At 76.4% G+C, this 14,880-nt stretch carries 14 protein-coding genes; 5 read left to right on the top strand and 9 right to left on the bottom strand.

All coding sequences use genetic code 11. The features are described 5' to 3' along the window. Positions 1–17: 17 nt before the first annotated feature. The 6 genes from AC27L3_RS07150 to AC27L3_RS07125 form a co-directional block, all read right to left on the bottom strand. Positions 18–4,754: a hypothetical protein gene (locus AC27L3_RS07150; protein WP_487233154.1), complete on the bottom strand. Its 4,737-nt coding sequence runs from the start codon at positions 4,752–4,754 to the stop codon at positions 18–20. A 26-nt stretch (positions 4,755–4,780) separates the two neighbouring features. Then, on the bottom strand, positions 4,781–5,689 hold the full coding sequence (locus tag AC27L3_RS07145) for a hypothetical protein (RefSeq protein WP_487233153.1): 909 nt from the start codon (positions 5,687–5,689) through the stop codon (positions 4,781–4,783). Continuing rightward, positions 5,682–5,816 carry a hypothetical protein gene (locus tag AC27L3_RS07140; RefSeq protein ID WP_487233152.1) on the bottom strand — a complete coding sequence of 45 codons (135 nt, stop codon included), beginning with the start codon at positions 5,814–5,816 and terminating at the stop codon, positions 5,682–5,684. The genes AC27L3_RS07145 and AC27L3_RS07140 overlap by 8 nt, the downstream gene beginning before the upstream one ends. Next, positions 5,813–7,354 carry a hypothetical protein gene (locus AC27L3_RS07135; RefSeq protein WP_487233151.1) on the bottom strand — a complete coding sequence of 514 codons (1,542 nt, stop codon included), beginning with the start codon at positions 7,352–7,354 and terminating at the stop codon, positions 5,813–5,815. The genes AC27L3_RS07140 and AC27L3_RS07135 overlap by 4 nt, the downstream gene beginning before the upstream one ends. Positions 7,355–7,504: 150 nt before the next feature. After that, positions 7,505–8,473, bottom strand: a complete 969-nt coding sequence (locus AC27L3_RS07130; protein ID WP_487233150.1) for a DUF979 domain-containing protein — start codon at positions 8,471–8,473, stop codon at positions 7,505–7,507. Next, positions 8,470–9,138, bottom strand: a complete 669-nt coding sequence (locus AC27L3_RS07125; protein WP_487233149.1) for a DUF969 domain-containing protein — start codon at positions 9,136–9,138, stop codon at positions 8,470–8,472. Before AC27L3_RS07125 ends, AC27L3_RS07130 begins: the two co-directional genes overlap by 4 nt. Before the next feature lie 126 nt (positions 9,139–9,264). Here AC27L3_RS07125 and AC27L3_RS07120 point away from each other — a divergent pair, with 126 nt between their 5' ends. The 4 genes from AC27L3_RS07120 to AC27L3_RS07105 are packed head-to-tail and all read left to right on the top strand — an operon-like array spanning position 9,265 to position 12,258. Further along, entirely contained in the window at positions 9,265–9,969 is a 705-nt protein-coding gene (locus tag AC27L3_RS07120) for a GntR family transcriptional regulator (RefSeq protein WP_487233148.1), read from the top strand. Beyond that, a complete protein-coding gene (locus AC27L3_RS07115; protein ID WP_487233147.1) occupies positions 9,966–10,763 on the top strand; it encodes a LamB/YcsF family protein in 798 nt (265 codons plus the stop codon). The genes AC27L3_RS07120 and AC27L3_RS07115 overlap by 4 nt, the downstream gene beginning before the upstream one ends. Then, positions 10,760–11,401: a 5-oxoprolinase subunit B family protein gene (locus AC27L3_RS07110; RefSeq protein ID WP_487233146.1), complete on the top strand. Its 642-nt coding sequence runs from the start codon at positions 10,760–10,762 to the stop codon at positions 11,399–11,401. The genes AC27L3_RS07115 and AC27L3_RS07110 overlap by 4 nt, the downstream gene beginning before the upstream one ends. Then, entirely contained in the window at positions 11,398–12,258 is an 861-nt protein-coding gene (locus tag AC27L3_RS07105) for a 5-oxoprolinase subunit C family protein (protein ID WP_487233145.1), read from the top strand. The genes AC27L3_RS07110 and AC27L3_RS07105 overlap by 4 nt, the downstream gene beginning before the upstream one ends. 159 nt (positions 12,259–12,417) lie before the next feature. Here AC27L3_RS07105 and AC27L3_RS07100 read toward each other — a convergent pair whose 3' ends face one another. Further along, complete coding sequence (locus AC27L3_RS07100; RefSeq protein ID WP_487233144.1) at positions 12,418–13,557, bottom strand: glycosyltransferase family 4 protein; 1,140 nt, start codon at positions 13,555–13,557, stop codon at positions 12,418–12,420. 152 nt (positions 13,558–13,709) lie between these two features. Further along, on the bottom strand, positions 13,710–13,838 hold the full coding sequence (locus tag AC27L3_RS07095; RefSeq protein WP_487233143.1) for a hypothetical protein: 129 nt from the start codon (positions 13,836–13,838) through the stop codon (positions 13,710–13,712). Between the two features lie 151 nt (positions 13,839–13,989). Here AC27L3_RS07095 and AC27L3_RS07090 point away from each other — a divergent pair, with 151 nt between their 5' ends. After that, on the top strand, positions 13,990–14,421 hold the full coding sequence (locus AC27L3_RS07090; RefSeq protein WP_365968720.1) for an SPW repeat protein: 432 nt from the start codon (positions 13,990–13,992) through the stop codon (positions 14,419–14,421). Between the two features lie 132 nt (positions 14,422–14,553). On the opposite strand, the gene AC27L3_RS07085 is transcribed toward AC27L3_RS07090, so the two are convergent. Further along, the gene (locus AC27L3_RS07085) at positions 14,554–14,766 is read right to left on the bottom strand and encodes a hypothetical protein (RefSeq protein WP_487233142.1); all 213 of its coding nucleotides are present in this window, start codon (positions 14,764–14,766) and stop codon (positions 14,554–14,556) included. Positions 14,767–14,880: the final 114 nt, after the last annotated feature.

Raw genomic sequence — 14,880 nt, 5'->3', positions numbered from 1 at the left:
CGGGGGCGGACGCGGGGTTACCGCCCGGCCGGGGCGGGCTCGGCCGGGGTCTCCTGGGCCGGGCGGCGGTACATCCGGGTCGCCGTGATCTGCCCGTGCACCTTCTCCTCCTGCGGGTCCTGCGGCTGCGGCAGGCCGGGCCGCAGGTGCTCCTCGACGCTGATGTACTTCAGCCCCGCCCGCAGGTCCGCGTCGTTGCGCAGCCGGATCACCAGCGGGAACTCCGCCAGTGCCGTGGTGTCGAACAGGCCCGTGGTGTACAGCAGCTGCACGCCCAGCGCGTCCGCGACGGCGCGCTGCAGCTCCAGCAGGTACGTGGCGTTCGCCCGGCCGATGGGGTTGTCCAGGAACAGCGTGCCCGCGTGGCGCTGCTTGTCGCGGCCGCGGTCGTTGCTGCGCAGCGCGGCCATGGTGCAGTACAGCGCGATGGCCGCGGTCAGCAGCTGGCCGCCGGAGAAGACGTCGCCCATCTGGCCGACGGGGACGCGCTCGGCCCGCAGCACCGCGTCCGGCTTGAGGATCTCCACGGCCACCCCGCGCGGCAGCAGCGCCGCCCGCACCCCGCGCAGCAGCAGGGACATGCCGTCGCGGCGCAGGTCGGAGTTCTTCTTCACCGCCGAACGGGTCGCCTCGTCGATGACCTCGCCGAGGCGCTCGGTGAGCGTGGACTGGTCCGGGTCCTCGAAGCGGATGCGCAGGAACTCCTGCCCCGACCACTCCCCCAGGCCCTCCGGCAGCCGCGAGAGCCGCTGGGCGGAGCGCAGCGTCGTCAGCGACGACTCCACCAGGCCGCGCAGCCGGTCGACGATGCTGTCGCGGTTGCGCTCCAGCTGCTCCAGCTCGTCGGTCAGCACCCGCAGCCGCGGCGCGAACGCCTCCGCCCAGGCGGCGGCGTGCTCCGGCAGGGCGGCGGCGGGCAGTTCACGGATCTGCTGGCGGGCCGGGGTGCGCACCTGCTCGTAGCGGGTGGAGTTCGCATGCCGCACGAGCACGTCCGACGCCTCGCGCACGGCCGCCTCCGCGGCCGACAGGTCGGCGGCACAGCCACGCAGCGAGCGCCGGGCCTCGGCGGCGGCCTGCCGGGCCTCCTCCGGGCTGCCGGCGTACGGCTCCGCCTCCTCCGTCTCGTCGTCCGCGGAGTGGTCGCGCAGCAGGTCGCGCAGCAGGGCCGCGGTGTCGTCGAAGCCGGTGGCCGCGTCCTCCGCGGCCCGGTGGGCGCGCACCAGCCCGGCGTGGGCCGCGCGGGCCGCCTCCAGCGCCTCGGTGCGGGCGGCGAGGTCGGCGGTGGCGGTGCGCAGCAGGGCCCGGGCCTTGTCGGCGTCGGCGGGCACCAACTCCTCGGGGAGCTCGGTGTGGGCCTCGGCGTCCGCCGGGGCGAGGCGCTCGGCCTCGCCGCGCAGCCGGCCGAGCTGCTCGCTGGCGGCCGAGGCGCGCGACTCCAGCGTCTGGACCAGGGCCTCGGCGCGGGCGGCGGCGGCCTGGCGGGAGGGGCCGTCCGCGCCGTCGGTGCCTTCGAGCAGCTGGGCGGCACGGGTGCGCACCTTGTTGGTGAGGCGGTCCAGCTCGGCGCGGGCCGCGCTCTCGTCGCTCTCGGCCCGGGCCTGCTCGGCGCGCAGGTCGGCGCCGACGCCCACCTTCTCGTAGACCTGGGAGGCGGCCCGGTAGGCCTCGCGCAGGGCGGGCAGCGAGCCGGTCGGCGGTTCGGCGCCCTCCTCGACGTCGTCGGGGGCACCCGCGATCTCCGCGCGCTCGGCGCGCAGCGCACGCGCCGTACGGCGCGCGTCGTCCGCGGCGCGCTGGGCGGCGCGGCGCTCCTCGTCGGCCGCCCGGGCGCGGTCCACGCACTCCTCGGCGCGCTCCTCCGCCTCGGCGGCCTCCTCGGCGAGCTCGCGCACCCTGCTCTGCCAGGTGGCACGCTCGCGCAGCCGGTACGCGAGGCCGGCCAGGGCGTCGGCGACCCGGCGGGCGCGCTGGGCGGCCTCCTGCCGCTCGTCGCGCACGCGGGCCGTCTCGGCGGCCGCCTCCTCCGCCTCCGCACGGACCGTACGGGCCTCGGCGAGCGCCTGCTGCGCCGCGTCGGCGGCCAGGCGCGTGCGCTCGGCCTCGGCGGCCAGTTCGGCGAGCCGCCCCTGCGGGCAGCCGGCGCGCCAGGACGACAGCCGGGCGGCGAGCGCCCGGTCCCCGGCCAGCCGGGCGGCGACGTTGCGGATCTCCTCGTCGCGGGCCATGGCGCGCTCGCGCAGCGCCTGCCGCTCCTCGTCGGCGGCCCGCTCGTCGTGCATGGCCGGGTTCGGCGGTACGAGGAAGACGCCGAACACGCCGTCGCCCTCGCCCGCGTCGGCCGGAGCCGGTGCGAGCAGCGCGGCGGCCGTGCCGACGGCCACGGCCGAGCGCGGCAGCAGCGACGCCGCACCCAGCACCTCGCGGGCCCGGGCGTGCGAGTCGTTGTCGGTGATGACGACGCCGTCGACGAGCTCGGGGCGGGCGGCCAGCACGGCCGCGTGCCGGGCCGGGTCGACGGACTGGGCCAGGTAACGCCAGCCCGGCAGGGCCGGGATGCCGTGCTCGCCGAGGAACTCCACGGCGGCCAGCACGTCGGGGCTCGGCGGCAGCAGACCGCCGTCGCCGAGCGCGCCGAGGATGCGCGAGTCGTCGGCGGCGGCCGTACGCAGCTCGAACAGCTGCCGCTCGGCGGCGGCGACGTTCTCGTCGAGCAGCGCGCGCAGCGCGTCGGCGCTGCGGTCGAGCTCCTCGGCGGTCAGGGCACCGCCGGGTGCGGAGCCCGCAGGTGCAAGGTACCCGCCGTCGGAGCCGGCGGCCTCGCCGTCGGCCGGAGCACCGGTCGCCCCGGCGGGGGCGCTCTCGCCGGAGGCGCTGCGCTGGGCGGGCACCTGGCCGGAGGGCGTCGGCTGGGGGAGGCCGAGGAGCTCGATCAGGCGCTGGTCGGCGCCGATGGACTCCGCCGCCCGGCGCTCGGCGTCGTAGGCGTACTCCGCTGCCGTGGCCGCGTCGGCGGCCCGCGCCGCGGTGAGTTCGGCGCGACTCTCGGCCGCGGCGGCCTCCTTCGCGCGGTCCGCGGCCTGCCGGGCCTCCTCGCGGGCCGATTCGTACGCGGCCACGGCCGGCTTCTCGGCGTCGCTGGCGGCGAGTGCGGCCCTGGCCGGGTCGGCGTCCGGTGCCGTGTCGTCCAGCCAGCCGGCCCGTACGGCCTCGGCGGTCTCCTGCTCGACCTCGGCGAGGCGCTGGCGCAGGTGCTCGGCCTCGCTGCGGGCGCGCTGGGCGGCGGTGGCGGCGGCGGTGGCGTCGCGGTGGGCGGCCTCGCCGGTCTCCTGGAGGGCGGCCGAGCGCTCCTCGTGCTCGTTGGCGACGCGTTCGCCCTGTTCCGCGGCGGCGTTGAGGGCGCGTACGAGCTCGGTGGCGGCGCGGGAGCGGGCGGCGAGCGCCGGGGCGGCGTCGCGCTCGGCCTCGTGGATGGCCGCGGCGACGCGTGCCGAGCGGTCGGCGGCGGCGCGGTGGCGCAGCACGGTCTCGGCGGCCTGCCAGGCGGAGTGCAGCGTACGGGCGTCGTTGAGCTCGCGGCGCTGGGCGGCGGCGGCCTTCTCGCCGGCGGCCAGGGCCAGGGAGGCGTGGCGGTAGGCGAGTTCGGCGGCGATCAGGGAGCTGCGGTCGCGCTGCCGCTCGGCGTCGGTGACGGCGTGCGCGGCGGCAGCGACTTGGCCGGCCAGTTCGACGGCGCGGCCGCGCTCGGTGGCGCCGCGGGCGGAGAGGCGGCGGGCGAGGGCGCGGGTGCGGCGCTCGGCGCCGGCGTGCACTCCGCGGGCGCGTTCGCGCTGCTCGGCGGCGTCGACGATGCGGGAGAGCAGGTCGAGGGAGCCGGCGGTGAAGTCCCGCTCGGCGGTGAGCTCGGCGCGCCGGCCGAGCTTGTGGGCGAAGCCGTGCACCAGGTCGGCGAGGCCGTCGGTGTCGCGGGTGTCGGTGACGGCGCGCAGCAGCAGGTCGGTGAAGTCGGAGTCGTTCTTGACGGCGAAGAGGCCGGCGGCCTCGCCCTCGTCGGCGTTCATCTCGCGCTGGTAGCGGAAGAGCTCGGGGTCGAGGCCGAGCTCGCCGAGGTGCTCGTTCCAGCGCTCGTGGATCTCCTCCCAGACGACGTCCAGGTGGGGGTAGGCCTTGCCGGCCTCGGTGAGGGCGTCGCGGAAGCCCTTCATGGTGCGGCGGCGGCCGCGCGCGCCGGAGGCGCCGTCGGCGGACGGGCGCATGGCCGTGGACTCGGCGACGGGCAGCGAGTCCAGGCTCATGCCGGGGCCGGGGCGGAAGGAGTACCAGGCCTCGGCGAACTTGCGCGGGTCGTTGGAGACCTGGCGGCCGCGCCACTCGCTGACCTTGCCGACGACGACCGTCTCGCCGGTGAGCACGTGCTGCCACTCCAGGGCGACGTGGCCGCAGTCGTCGGCGAGGAGGAACTTGCGCAGCACGCCGGAGCTGGCGCCGCCGAGGGTGTTGCGGTGGCCGGGCAGCATCACCGAGAAGATCAGCTTGAGCAGCACGGACTTGCCGCCGCCGTTCTCCAGGAACAGCACGCCGGCGGGGGCCGGGCGGCGCGGCGGGCCGACGGGCTCCTCCGCGAAGAAATCCCCCTGCGCGGGTGCGGGGCTGGGCACCGGGGCGCCGACCCCGCGCAGGTCCAGCACGGTGTCGGCGTAGCGCGCACCGGCGGGTCCGATGGAGTAGAGACGGACCCGGGACAGCTCGTACATGGCGGACTCTCGTATGTCGGGAGGACTCAGGAAGCGTGGAAGGGCAGGCCGGCGTCGGCGACCAGGTCGAGGGCGTCGGACTCGTCCGGCGGCAGGAGCGTGGCGCTGCCGTCGGCGACGGGCACGACGCCCAGCTCCAGCAGCTCGGCCATGGCGGCGCTGCCCGCCATGTCGCGGACCTGCAGCTGGTAGCGGGCCGTGGTGCGGTACGTGCCGCCGCCGTCGTCGCCGGTGCGCTGCAGGAAGCCGGAGTCGACGAGGAAGGCGACCGCCTTGGCGATGATGCCGGTGGTCGAGCCGGCCAGGCGGCGGGCGTCCTTGGTGGCGCCGGTCGCACTGCGGCGGGCGTAGACCCGCCAGGCGGCCTCCAGGCCGGGGGCGTCGCTGACGGGGTCGGTGTTCTCGCCCTGCTCGGCGGCCCGCTCCTCCAGGCGCCGGCACGCCTGGCGGACGAAGGCGTCGACGCCGTTGACGGTGATGCGGCCGATGTAGCCGTCGTCGGCGAGGTCCGCGGGGCGGGGGAAGGCCATGGCGGCGACGGCGAGGTGGGCCAGGCCGTGCAGGAAGCGGTCGCCGGAGTCGGCGGTGGCCCGGCGCGCGTAATCGCCCATGCGGACGGCGAAGACGGAGTCCTCGGCGGCGGTCACGGCCATGCCGGCCCGGGTGGAGACCTCCAGCACGACGAGGCCGAGCCCGGCGGCGACGGCGTCGGCGAGCCGGGCGAAGGCGGGCTCGTCGCGGTGGCGGCGCAGCAGCTCGGCGTACTCGGCGTCGCGGGCGGGCTGCAGCTTGGGCTGCAGCCCGAAGGCGATGAGCCGCGCCGCGTCAGCGGCGTCGGCGGGCGTGACGGCGGCGGCGCCGCTCGCCGCTCGGGCCTCGCCGGTCTCGCCGGTGCCGGCCTCGTCGGCCGGGGCCTCGACGTCGTACTCAGTCACGGTTGCTGCTCCTGCGGGGGATCTGCGGGGGTGCGGTCGGTGCGGCGGCGCCGGACGGGTCGCCGGGGAGCCCGGCGGGGGCCGGCCGGGCGTCGGCCGGGAGGCCGGGCGCCGCTGCGGCGCTCACGACGCCTCCTGCCGGTCCGCCGCCATGCCCGCCGCGTCGAGGAGGGCCGTGCCGACGATGAGGTCGGCGCCGCCGAACTCGGGGTCGTCCAGCTGCGTGCCGTCGTCGACGGCGAAGAGCAGGGACGGCTCGCCCTGGCGGTAGGCCGTGCCGACCGGGGGGCTGGCGGCGTGGACGGCGAGGAGGGCGACCAGGTAGGGCAGGTCGGGGTCGTGGCGGCGGGCCTCGGCCAGGAGGCCGGACAGGCGGCGCGGGGCGTCGGGCGGCAGGGTGAGCAGCTCGGTCGCGGCGGCGAGCTGTTCCTCGCTGAAGCGGCTGTCGTCGGGGGTCTCGACGAGGTCCGGCTCGGGCATCTCGGCGCCGAGGTGCTCGCGCTCGGCGGGCGGGGTGAGCAGCATCTCGACGAGGTCGCCGACGCGCACGGCGGCCGGGGTGCGCAGGCCCGTGCCGTGGGCGAAGAAGGCGTCGGTGACGCGGCCGGCCTGCTCCAGGGGCAGGGGCAGCAGGGGGGCGAGGAGCTGGCCGTACAGGTCGAGGCCGGCGCGGGCGGCAGGGGTGGAGAAGGCCTGGCGGTCCTGTTCGGCGCGGAAGAGGGGGCCGGCCTCCAGCAGCCGGGACTGCAGCTGGGTGTGGCGGCGGATGCAGTCCTTGACGATGTCGACGAGCTCGGCGGCGCGCCGCTTGTGCTCGGCGGTCCTCGCGTCGGGACCGGCTTCCGCCTCGTCGCGCACCTTGCGGATGTTGGTGAGGATGGCGTTCTCGTGCCGGTAGCGGTCGGCGACGTGGTCGAGGGCCTCGGCGATCATGTCGGGGACGGCCTGGAGCCAGTCGACGGCGCGCACGTTGCGCCGGGTGGCGTCGAGGGTCTTGCGGAGCGTCTCCGCGTACTGGACGGTGCGGTAGCGGGCCTGCTCGGCGGCGAGCTGGGCGTCGGCGAGGCGGCCTCGGCTGATGAGGACCTCCAGCTTGACCTCGGCCGCGATCTGGGCGCTGGTGACGTCGGTGTCCAGGGCGCCGACGAGGACGTTGACGGCCTCGTCGGTGGTGCGCAGGAAGACGGTGCCGCCGGGGCCGGGCACTTCCTCGATGAGCTTGAAGTCGTAGTCGCGCCGCACGTAGGCGCCGTCGGCGCCGAAGGTGCCGTAGACGGCGCGGAAGCCGCGGTCGGCGCTGCCGACGTTGATGAGATTCTCCAGGACCCAGCGGGCGACGCGCTCGTGTTCGGCGGCGGGCCGCTCGGGGGCCTGGGCGGCGACGCGGGGCTGGAGCCTTGCGACTATCTGCTCGTGGTCGGCCCCGGTGTCGAAGTCCATGGTGAGGGTGACGAGGTCGATGGCGGCGAGGGCCACCTCGGCCATGGCGTAGACGCCGAACTCGCCCGCGAGGTTGGCCTTGCGGACGTCGAGGTCGTGCAGCGGCGCGGTGCAGGCGAGCGCGCGCAGGCGCCGGGCCAGGCCCTCGTCGGCGGCCGGGCCCGGGGCCGGGCGCAGCGGCCCGTTGAGCTGGGGCGGAACGGCCGCCGGGGCTGGAGAAGTCACGTCGCACAGAGTAGGCGGTCGCACCGACAACGGACGAAACGGCACGGGTTCGCCGGGCTGTCGGACGACGGTGCGGGGACGACGGTCCGGAAAGGACAGTCTAGGACGGTGGGGAACGGCTCGTTCCGCCCCCCTGCCTCCTCACCTCCCTCACACGGCAAAAGCGGACATGATGGCAATATTGCAGCCGAGCAGGACGAATGCCGTGGGCAGTTGCGCCTTGATGGGCCCGTAGCGGTCCGTCAGTTCCAGAAGGGCCGCCGGCACGAGGTTGTAGTTGGCGGCCATGGGCGTCACCAGCGTCCCGCAGAAGCCGGCGAGCATGCCGACGGCGAGGACGGCGGCGGGATCGCCGTGCGCCTGCTCCACCAGGACCGGCCAGCCCACGGCGGCGGTCATGACGGGGAAGGCGGCGAAGCCGTTGCCCATGACGACGGTGAACAGGAACATCCCCGCGCAGTAGACGACGACGGCGAGGAAGACCGACCCGTGCGGCAGCACGGCGGTGGTGATGCGGCGGACCTGCTCGCCCACGCCGGCCTTGGCGAAGATGGCCCCGAGCGTGGCGAGCAGCTGCGGCAGCAGCAGGGCCCAGCCGGCGGACTCCAGAATCGAACGCCCGGCGTGCAGGGGCGCGAGCACGCGACGCTCGCGCAGCAGCACCATGGCGACGACGAGGGCGGCCACGGCGCCGATACCCAGCCCCAGGATGGTCTCGCTGCCCGTCTGCAGCAGCGGCCGGCCCCCGGCGCTGACCTTCTTCAGGCCCACGGCGCACACCAGGGCGACGGCCGGGATGGTCAGGGCGGGCACGAAGAGCCTGTTGCCGTGCCGGGCGGCGGCCGCCTCGCGCTGCCGGGGACCCGGCGCGCGGGAGGCGCCGCGTCCGGTGCGGCCGAAGCCGGCCAGGCAGATCATGAGCAGGACGGCGGCGCCCAGCGGCTCGGCGGGCGCCCTGTGGTCCACGACCCAGGTGCTGTAGCAGAATCCGGCGCCCAGCAGGCCCCAGAAGGCGGCGCTGCCCAGGCGCTTGGGGTTGGTGCGGTCGGTGAGCATCTGCGCGGCCATGACGAGGAAGATGCCGCCGACGAGCCAGTAGAACCACTCCGCCCTGATCATCGGAAGGTTCCTTCGAGCGTGCGGTCCAGGCGCAGCAGCCGCCAGCCGTGCACGGCCAGGGCGCACAGTGCCGTGGGCACGGCCCACAGCGCCAGCTGCAGGGGCTCCAGTTGCGTGTGGTACGTCGTGTTGACGAACCCGGTGATCAGCAGGATCGATCCGACGGCGAGGAAGACGTCCTCGCCGAAGAAGAAGCCGACGTTGTCGGCGCTGGCCGCGAAGGAACGTATCTTCTCGCGTGCCGTGGCGCTCAGCTCGCCGTGCCGGCGCTCCGCGGCGCCCTCGGCCATGGGCGCGGCCAGCGGGCGCACGGTCTGGGCGTGCCCGAGGACGCCGCCGAGGCCGACGGCGGCGGTGACCTGCCGCAGCAGGAGGTACAACGCGAGGAAGCGGCCGGTGGTGAGCCCGGCCAGCCGGCGGACGAGGTTGCGTGCCTGTTCCTGCAGGCCGTGGTGTTCCAGCAGGCCGATGACGGGCAGCGTGACGGCGAAGATGCTCACCGCACGGCTGCCGGCGAAGCCGGTGCCGAAGGCGGCGAGGATCTCGCCGGGCGAGAGGCCGCCCAGCGCTCCGGTGACGATGCCGGCGGCACCGACCACGAGCAGCGGGTTGCGTCTCGTGGCGAAGCCGGCCACCACCACGAGGACGCCCAGGAGTACGAGCATGCGCGGGCCTTCCGCATTCTCGGACCTCACTCGACGAGGTGAGGCGACTGCGAGGACGCTAAGATATTGTTGAACAATCCTCAATGGGCTGAGCGGAAAACCTCCGTGGGATCCCCGGGAGAGGCCATGGCCAACTCCAGCGCCGCCTCGCAGCGCATCGCCTGCGCGCTGCGCGAGCGCATCGAGGGCGGCACTCTGCCGCCCGGCACCCGGCTGTCCGAGGAGGCGCTCGGGCGGGAGCTCGGCGTCTCGCGCAACACCCTGCGCGAGGCCTTCCGGCTGCTGGTCCACGACGGTCTGGTGGTGCACCTGCTCAACCGCGGCGTGTTCGTCAGGGTCCTCGAACCCGCCGACGTCACCGACATCTACCGCATGCGCGCGGCGCTGCAGAGCGCGGGCGTACGGGCGGCGGCCACGGCGCCGGCCGCACTGCGCGAAGCCGTCGCCGCGGCGGTGACCGAGGCCGAGGACGCCGCGCGCGCCGGTGACTGGAGCCGCGTCGCCACCGCGGACCTGCGCTTCCACCGGGCGCTGGCCGCCCTGGCCGGCAGCGCCCGCATCGACGCGGCCATGGACCGGCTGCTGGCCGAACTGCGCCTGGCCTTCCACGCGATGCCCTCGCCCCGGCACTTCCACGCCCCCTTCGTCGCCCGCAACCGCACCCTGGCCACGCTGCTGGAGCGCGGCGAGCACACCGCGGCGGAGGCGGAGCTCGCCGCCTACCTGGCGGACGCCTGCCGCCTGATCCTCGACGCCCTGCACACCGGCGCCGCCGCACCGGCGCCCGTCGTACGGGCCGAGGTCGCACCCACCGAGGAGGAGCGCCGATGACGACCGCAGCCCCGCAGGGCCCCGCCTCCGCCTCCGTCCCCGTCCTCGACCTCAACGCCGATCTCGGCGAGGGCTTCGGCCGCTGGCAGCTGACGGACGACGACGCCCTGCTCGCCGCCGTCACCAGCGCGAACGTCGCCTGCGGCTTCCACGCCGGCGACCCGTCGACCATGCGGCGGGTGTGCGAGCGGGCCGTCGAGCGCGGCGTGCGCATCGGCGCGCAGGTCTCCTACCGCGACCTCGCCGGCTTCGGGCGGCGGGCGATGGACGTGCCGCCGCAGGAGCTCGCCGACGAAATCACGTACCAGATCGGCGCGTTGCGCGTCTTCGCACAGGCGGCCGGTGCCGACGTGGCGTACGTCAAGCCGCACGGCGCCCTGTACAACCGCGTGGTCGCCGACGCCGAGCAGGCGCAGGCCGTGGTCGACGGCGTCCTGCGGGCGGGCGGGCGGCTGCCGGTCCTGGGACTGCCCGCCTCCCGGCTGCACGAGGCCGCCGCCCGGGCCGGACTGCCGGTGGTGGCCGAGGCGTTCGCCGACCGGGCGTACACGGCGCTGGGCACCCTGGTGCCGCGCCGGGAGCCCGGTGCGGTGGTGCCGGACCCGGACGCCGTCCTCGCCCGCAGCGTGCGCCTCGCCCGCGACGGCGCGATCACGGCGCTCACCGGCGAGGAGGTGACCGTACGGGCGCGTTCGCTGTGCGTGCACGGCGACACCCCCGGCGCGGCGCTGCTCGCCCGCCGCGTGCGGCAGGCGCTGGAGGAGGCGGGCGTGCGCGTGGAGGCGTTCGCGTGACGGCCGGGGAGCACACGGCCCGGCGCGCGCTGCCCGTCGGCCGCGACGCGCTGCTGGTGGAGGTGGCCACCGCCGAGGAGGCCCAGGCCCTGCACGCCGAGTTGCTGCGGCGCCGCGCGGCGGGCGCGCTGCCGCCCGTACGGGAGATCGTGCCCGCCGCCCGTACGGTCCTGCTCGACGGGCTGGCCGACCCCCGCGCCCTGGCGGCGGACCTGGAGCGGTGGCACGTGCCGCCGCTGCCCGCCACCGGCTCCGCGCCGCTGGTGCTGCCCGTCCGCTACGACGGCGCCGACCTGGCGCGGGTCGCCGAGCTGTGGGGCGTCGGCGAGCGCGAGGTGGCACGCATCCACGCCGGCATCGAGTACCGGGTAGCGTTCTGCGGCTTCGCGCCCGGTTTCGGCTACCTCACCGGACTGCCGCCGCACCTGCACGTGCCGCGCCGGGACACCCCGCGCACCGCCGTGCCGGCCGGCGCGGTGGGCCTGGCCGGCCCGTACACCGGCGTCTACCCCCGCTCCTCCCCCGGCGGCTGGCAGATCGTCGGCCGCACCGACGCCGTCCTGTGGGACCCGCGGCGCGAGCCCGCCGCCCTGCTGGCACCCGGCACCCGGGTGCGCTTCGAGGAGCGCGGCCGATGACCTTGACCGTCGTGCGCGCCGGGGCCCTGACCACCGTGCAGGACCTCGGCCGGCCCGGGTACGCGCACCTGGGCGTGCCGCGCTCGGGCGCGCTGGACGAACCGGCGCACCGCCTCGCCAACCGCCTGGTCGGCAACCCCGACGGGGCGGCGACGCTGGAGACCACCGTGACCGGCTGCGCGGTGCGCACGGACGCCCCCGTCGTCGCCGCGGTGACCGGCGCGCCGTGCCCGGTGCGGGTGAACGGCCGGCCGGCGGCCTGGGGCGAGCCGCTGTTCCTGCCGGCGGGCGCGGTGCTGGAGGCGGGGCCGGCCACCGCGGGCGTGCGCACCCATCTCGCCTTCGCCGGGGGCATCGCCGTGCCGGAGGTCCTCGGCAGCAGGTCACGCGACCTGCTGTCGGGCCTGGGCCCGGATCCGCTCGTGGACGGCGGGCTCCTCCCCCTCGGCCCGCCGTGCGGCCCCCCGGCCGCGGCGGACGTGGTGCCCTGGTCGGCGCCGGGGCCGGACGGGCTGGCCCTGCCGCTGGTGCCGGGCCCGCGCGACGACTGGTTCGCGCCGGACGCGCTGCGCCTGTGGGCCGCCGGCGGTCTGGTGGTCTCGCCCGAGAGCAACCGCATCGGCCTGCGCGCGCGGGGCCCGGCGCTCGTGAGGGTCCGTGAAGGCGAACTGCCCAGCGAGGGCGTGGTCCTGGGCGCGGTCCAGGTGCCCCCGGACGGCCTGCCGGTCCTCTTCCTGGCCGACCACCCCACCACCGGCGGCTACCCGGTCGTCGGCGTCGTCCCGGCCGCCGCCCTGCCCGCCGCGGCCCAGGCCCCGCCGGGCACGCCCCTGCGGTTCGTACCGGTGCGGTCGTGACGGCACCGAACGTGCCGCGCCGGGCGTGGCGCGCCGCGCTCGGGGCAGCGCCGACCAACGTTCCGTCCGCCGTGTGGCGCATCGCCATTTGGGCGCGGTCACCGTGCACTACCACCGGCGCCGCACCGCCGTCCCCGTCGCCCCGCCGGCCCCCGCGGATCAGGCCGCCAGGGCGTCCGTCGCGCGGGCGGCGAGGACCTCGTCGTAGTGCGTCAGCAGGCGGTCCACGACGGACGGCCAGGTGCGGGCGAGGACGCCGGCGCGGGCGGCGCGCGCGTAGCGGGAGCGGGTGCGGCGGGCCGCCTCCAGGGTCAGGACGGCCTCGCGCAGGGCCTCCGCATCGCCGGGGCGCACCAGCAGCCCGGTGCGGGTGTGGTCGACGAGGTCGAGGGGGCCGCCGGCCGCGGGGGCGACGACGGGCACGCCGCTGGCCTGCGCCTCCTGGATCGTCTGGCAGAAGGTCTCGTGCGGGCCGGTGTGCACGAAGACGTCCAGCGAGGCGTAGATGCGGGCGAGTTCGTCGCCGGTGCGGGTGCCCAGGAAGCGGGCGCCGGGCAGCAGGGCGCGCAGCCGGGCCGCCTGCGGGCCGTCGCCGGCGACGACGACGCGGATCCCGGGCAGCGCGCACACGGCCGCCAGCAGGTCCACGTGCTTCTCGGCCGCGAGGCGGCCCACGTAGCCGACGATGAGCTCGCCGCCCGGGGCGAGGGCGCGGCGCAGTTCGGGGTCGCGGCGGGCCGGGTGGAAGCGCTCGGAGTCGACGCCGCGCGGCCACAGTTCCACCCGGGGCACGCCGTGGGCGAGCAGGTCGCGCACGGCGGCCGAGGAGGGCGCGAGCGTCCGGTCGGCGGCGGCGTGGACGGCGCGGATGCGGTGCCAGGCGTAGGTGCGGCCCATGCCGAGGTAGGTGCGGGCGTAGCCGCCGAGGTCGGTCTGGTAGACGGCGACGGCGGGCAGCCCCAGGCGGGCGGCCGCGGCCATGGCGCGGGCGCCCAGGACGAAGGGGCTGGCCAGGTGCACGACGTCGGGCCGGTGGGCGGCGAGGGCGGCGGTCGTGCGGCGGCTGGGCAGGGCCACGCGCAGTTGCGGGTAGCCGGGCAGCGGGACGGACGGTATGCGCACGACGGGGCAGGGCATGGCGGCGTCCGGGGCGGCGGAGCGCCGGGCCGGGGCCGGGGCGGGGGCCACCACCAGCGGGTCGTGGCCCCGCAGGGCGAGGTGCCGGGCGGTCTGCCAGGCGCAGTGCGCGACGCCGTTGACGTCGGGCGGAAACGATTCGGTGACGATGACGACACGCATACCGCTGTTGTCGTCGGGCCGCACGCCCGGTGGGTCACGTCGATCTTTCCGCCCGGGGAACGTCCCGTGAGCGTCAGTCCTCGCCGTCGGTCCGTACGGCGGTCCGTACGGCTCTCCGTACGGCTGTCCGTGGAGTCGGTCGGTCCGCGCCGTCAGTCCATGCCGCGGATGATGTGGGATTCGGGGTCCTCGTCCTCGGTCGTGGCCGCGGTCCGGCCGGTGGTCTCGGAGGCCTCGGTGCGGGTGCGGGTGCGTTCCTCGGGTCCGTCGGGATCCTGCATGGCGGGTCGCCTCCCCCTGGAGTGGCGTTCTGGGACCTGTAAGCATTCCCTGCCGCCCGCACCCGATACGCCGCCAACCGGGTGAATTGGCGGGCAATTGGGTTAAAATGCAAGTAGGTCGGACCTTTTCAGCTGAAAGAAGGTGGCTGACGTGACCGCCCCTACGTCGCCGCGGATCGACCAGCACCCGGACATCGTGGCGCTCCGCGCCTACTCCGAGGAGACGACGTCGACCCCCGTCGCCCAGGCCGTCGAGGCCCTCGCGCTCCTGTGCGGCGTGTACCTGGCCGCTTCACCGTGGATCGTGGGCTTCAACGGCGCCACGACCCTGTCGGTCAACAACCTGATCACGGGCATCGCCTTCGCCTGCCTGGTCGGTGGATTCGGCCACGCCTACGAGCGCACGCACGCCATGAGCTGGGCCGCGCTGTGCCTGGCCGTCTGGACGATCATCACCCCGTGGGTCGTCTCGGGCCATCCCTTCACCACCGGGGCCGCGGTCAGCAACGTCATCGTCGGTGCCGTGGGCTGCCTGGTCGCCCTGGCCCTGGCGGGCATGGGAGTCAGGCGCGCGCGCCGCTGACACCGGCGCGCACCCGGCACCGCACCGGCCCCTCCCACCGGAACCGGGTCCCCTTCCCCAAGGCCCCGCCGCCCGCTGCTCCGGGCGGTGGGGCCGCGTGCGGTCGCGGCCCGGCCCCGTCGTGCGCGGCCGTCAGGCCCGGCCGAGGCCGGGCGGCCGGTCGGCCGGCTGCCGGTCCGGCCCGGCGGTCACCGGGTCGTGCGCGGGCAGTTGGCCGCGGCCCTCGCCGCCCTCACCCCGCACGGCCCAGCCCGACGGGGCGTCCTGGGCCCGGCGGGCCCGCTTGCGCAGCTCCGTGTTCATGTCCAGGCGAATACGTCGGATGATCTCATCCATGTCAGGCATGCGGGCGACGGTAGAAGCCGCGCGGCGGCAAGAGAACGCAGGCCAGAGGGTATTCACTCGCTCGGATGAATACTCAGCTGATCTTCGGCGGCCCCGGTTCGCCGGCCGGGAAGT

The sequence above is a fragment of the Streptomyces sp. PKA51 genome, from assembly GCF_057552455.1.
The sequence above is the reverse complement of the archived record's forward strand: the minus strand, read 5'-3'. Positions and strand labels throughout refer to the sequence as shown.

What these genes read in the sequence shown, in the direction of transcription:
- AC27L3_RS07150 (WP_487233154.1), bottom strand. Translation starts at nt 4,754, where the DNA reads ATGTACGAGCTGTCCCGGGTCCGTCTCTACTCCATCGGACCCGCCGGT.
- AC27L3_RS07130 (WP_487233150.1), bottom strand. Translation starts at nt 8,473, where the DNA reads ATGATCAGGGCGGAGTGGTTCTACTGGCTCGTCGGCGGCATCTTCCTC.
- AC27L3_RS07125 (WP_487233149.1), bottom strand. Translation starts at nt 9,138, where the DNA reads ATGCTCGTACTCCTGGGCGTCCTCGTGGTGGTGGCCGGCTTCGCCACG.
- AC27L3_RS07120 (WP_487233148.1), top strand. Translation starts at nt 9,265, where the DNA reads ATGGCCAACTCCAGCGCCGCCTCGCAGCGCATCGCCTGCGCGCTGCGC.
- AC27L3_RS07115 (WP_487233147.1), top strand. Translation starts at nt 9,966, where the DNA reads ATGACGACCGCAGCCCCGCAGGGCCCCGCCTCCGCCTCCGTCCCCGTC.
- AC27L3_RS07105 (WP_487233145.1), top strand. Translation starts at nt 11,398, where the DNA reads ATGACCTTGACCGTCGTGCGCGCCGGGGCCCTGACCACCGTGCAGGAC.
- AC27L3_RS07100 (WP_487233144.1), bottom strand. Translation starts at nt 13,557, where the DNA reads ATGCGTGTCGTCATCGTCACCGAATCGTTTCCGCCCGACGTCAACGGC.
- AC27L3_RS07095 (WP_487233143.1), bottom strand. Translation starts at nt 13,838, where the DNA reads ATGCAGGATCCCGACGGACCCGAGGAACGCACCCGCACCCGCACCGAG.
- AC27L3_RS07085 (WP_487233142.1), bottom strand. Translation starts at nt 14,766, where the DNA reads ATGCCTGACATGGATGAGATCATCCGACGTATTCGCCTGGACATGAAC.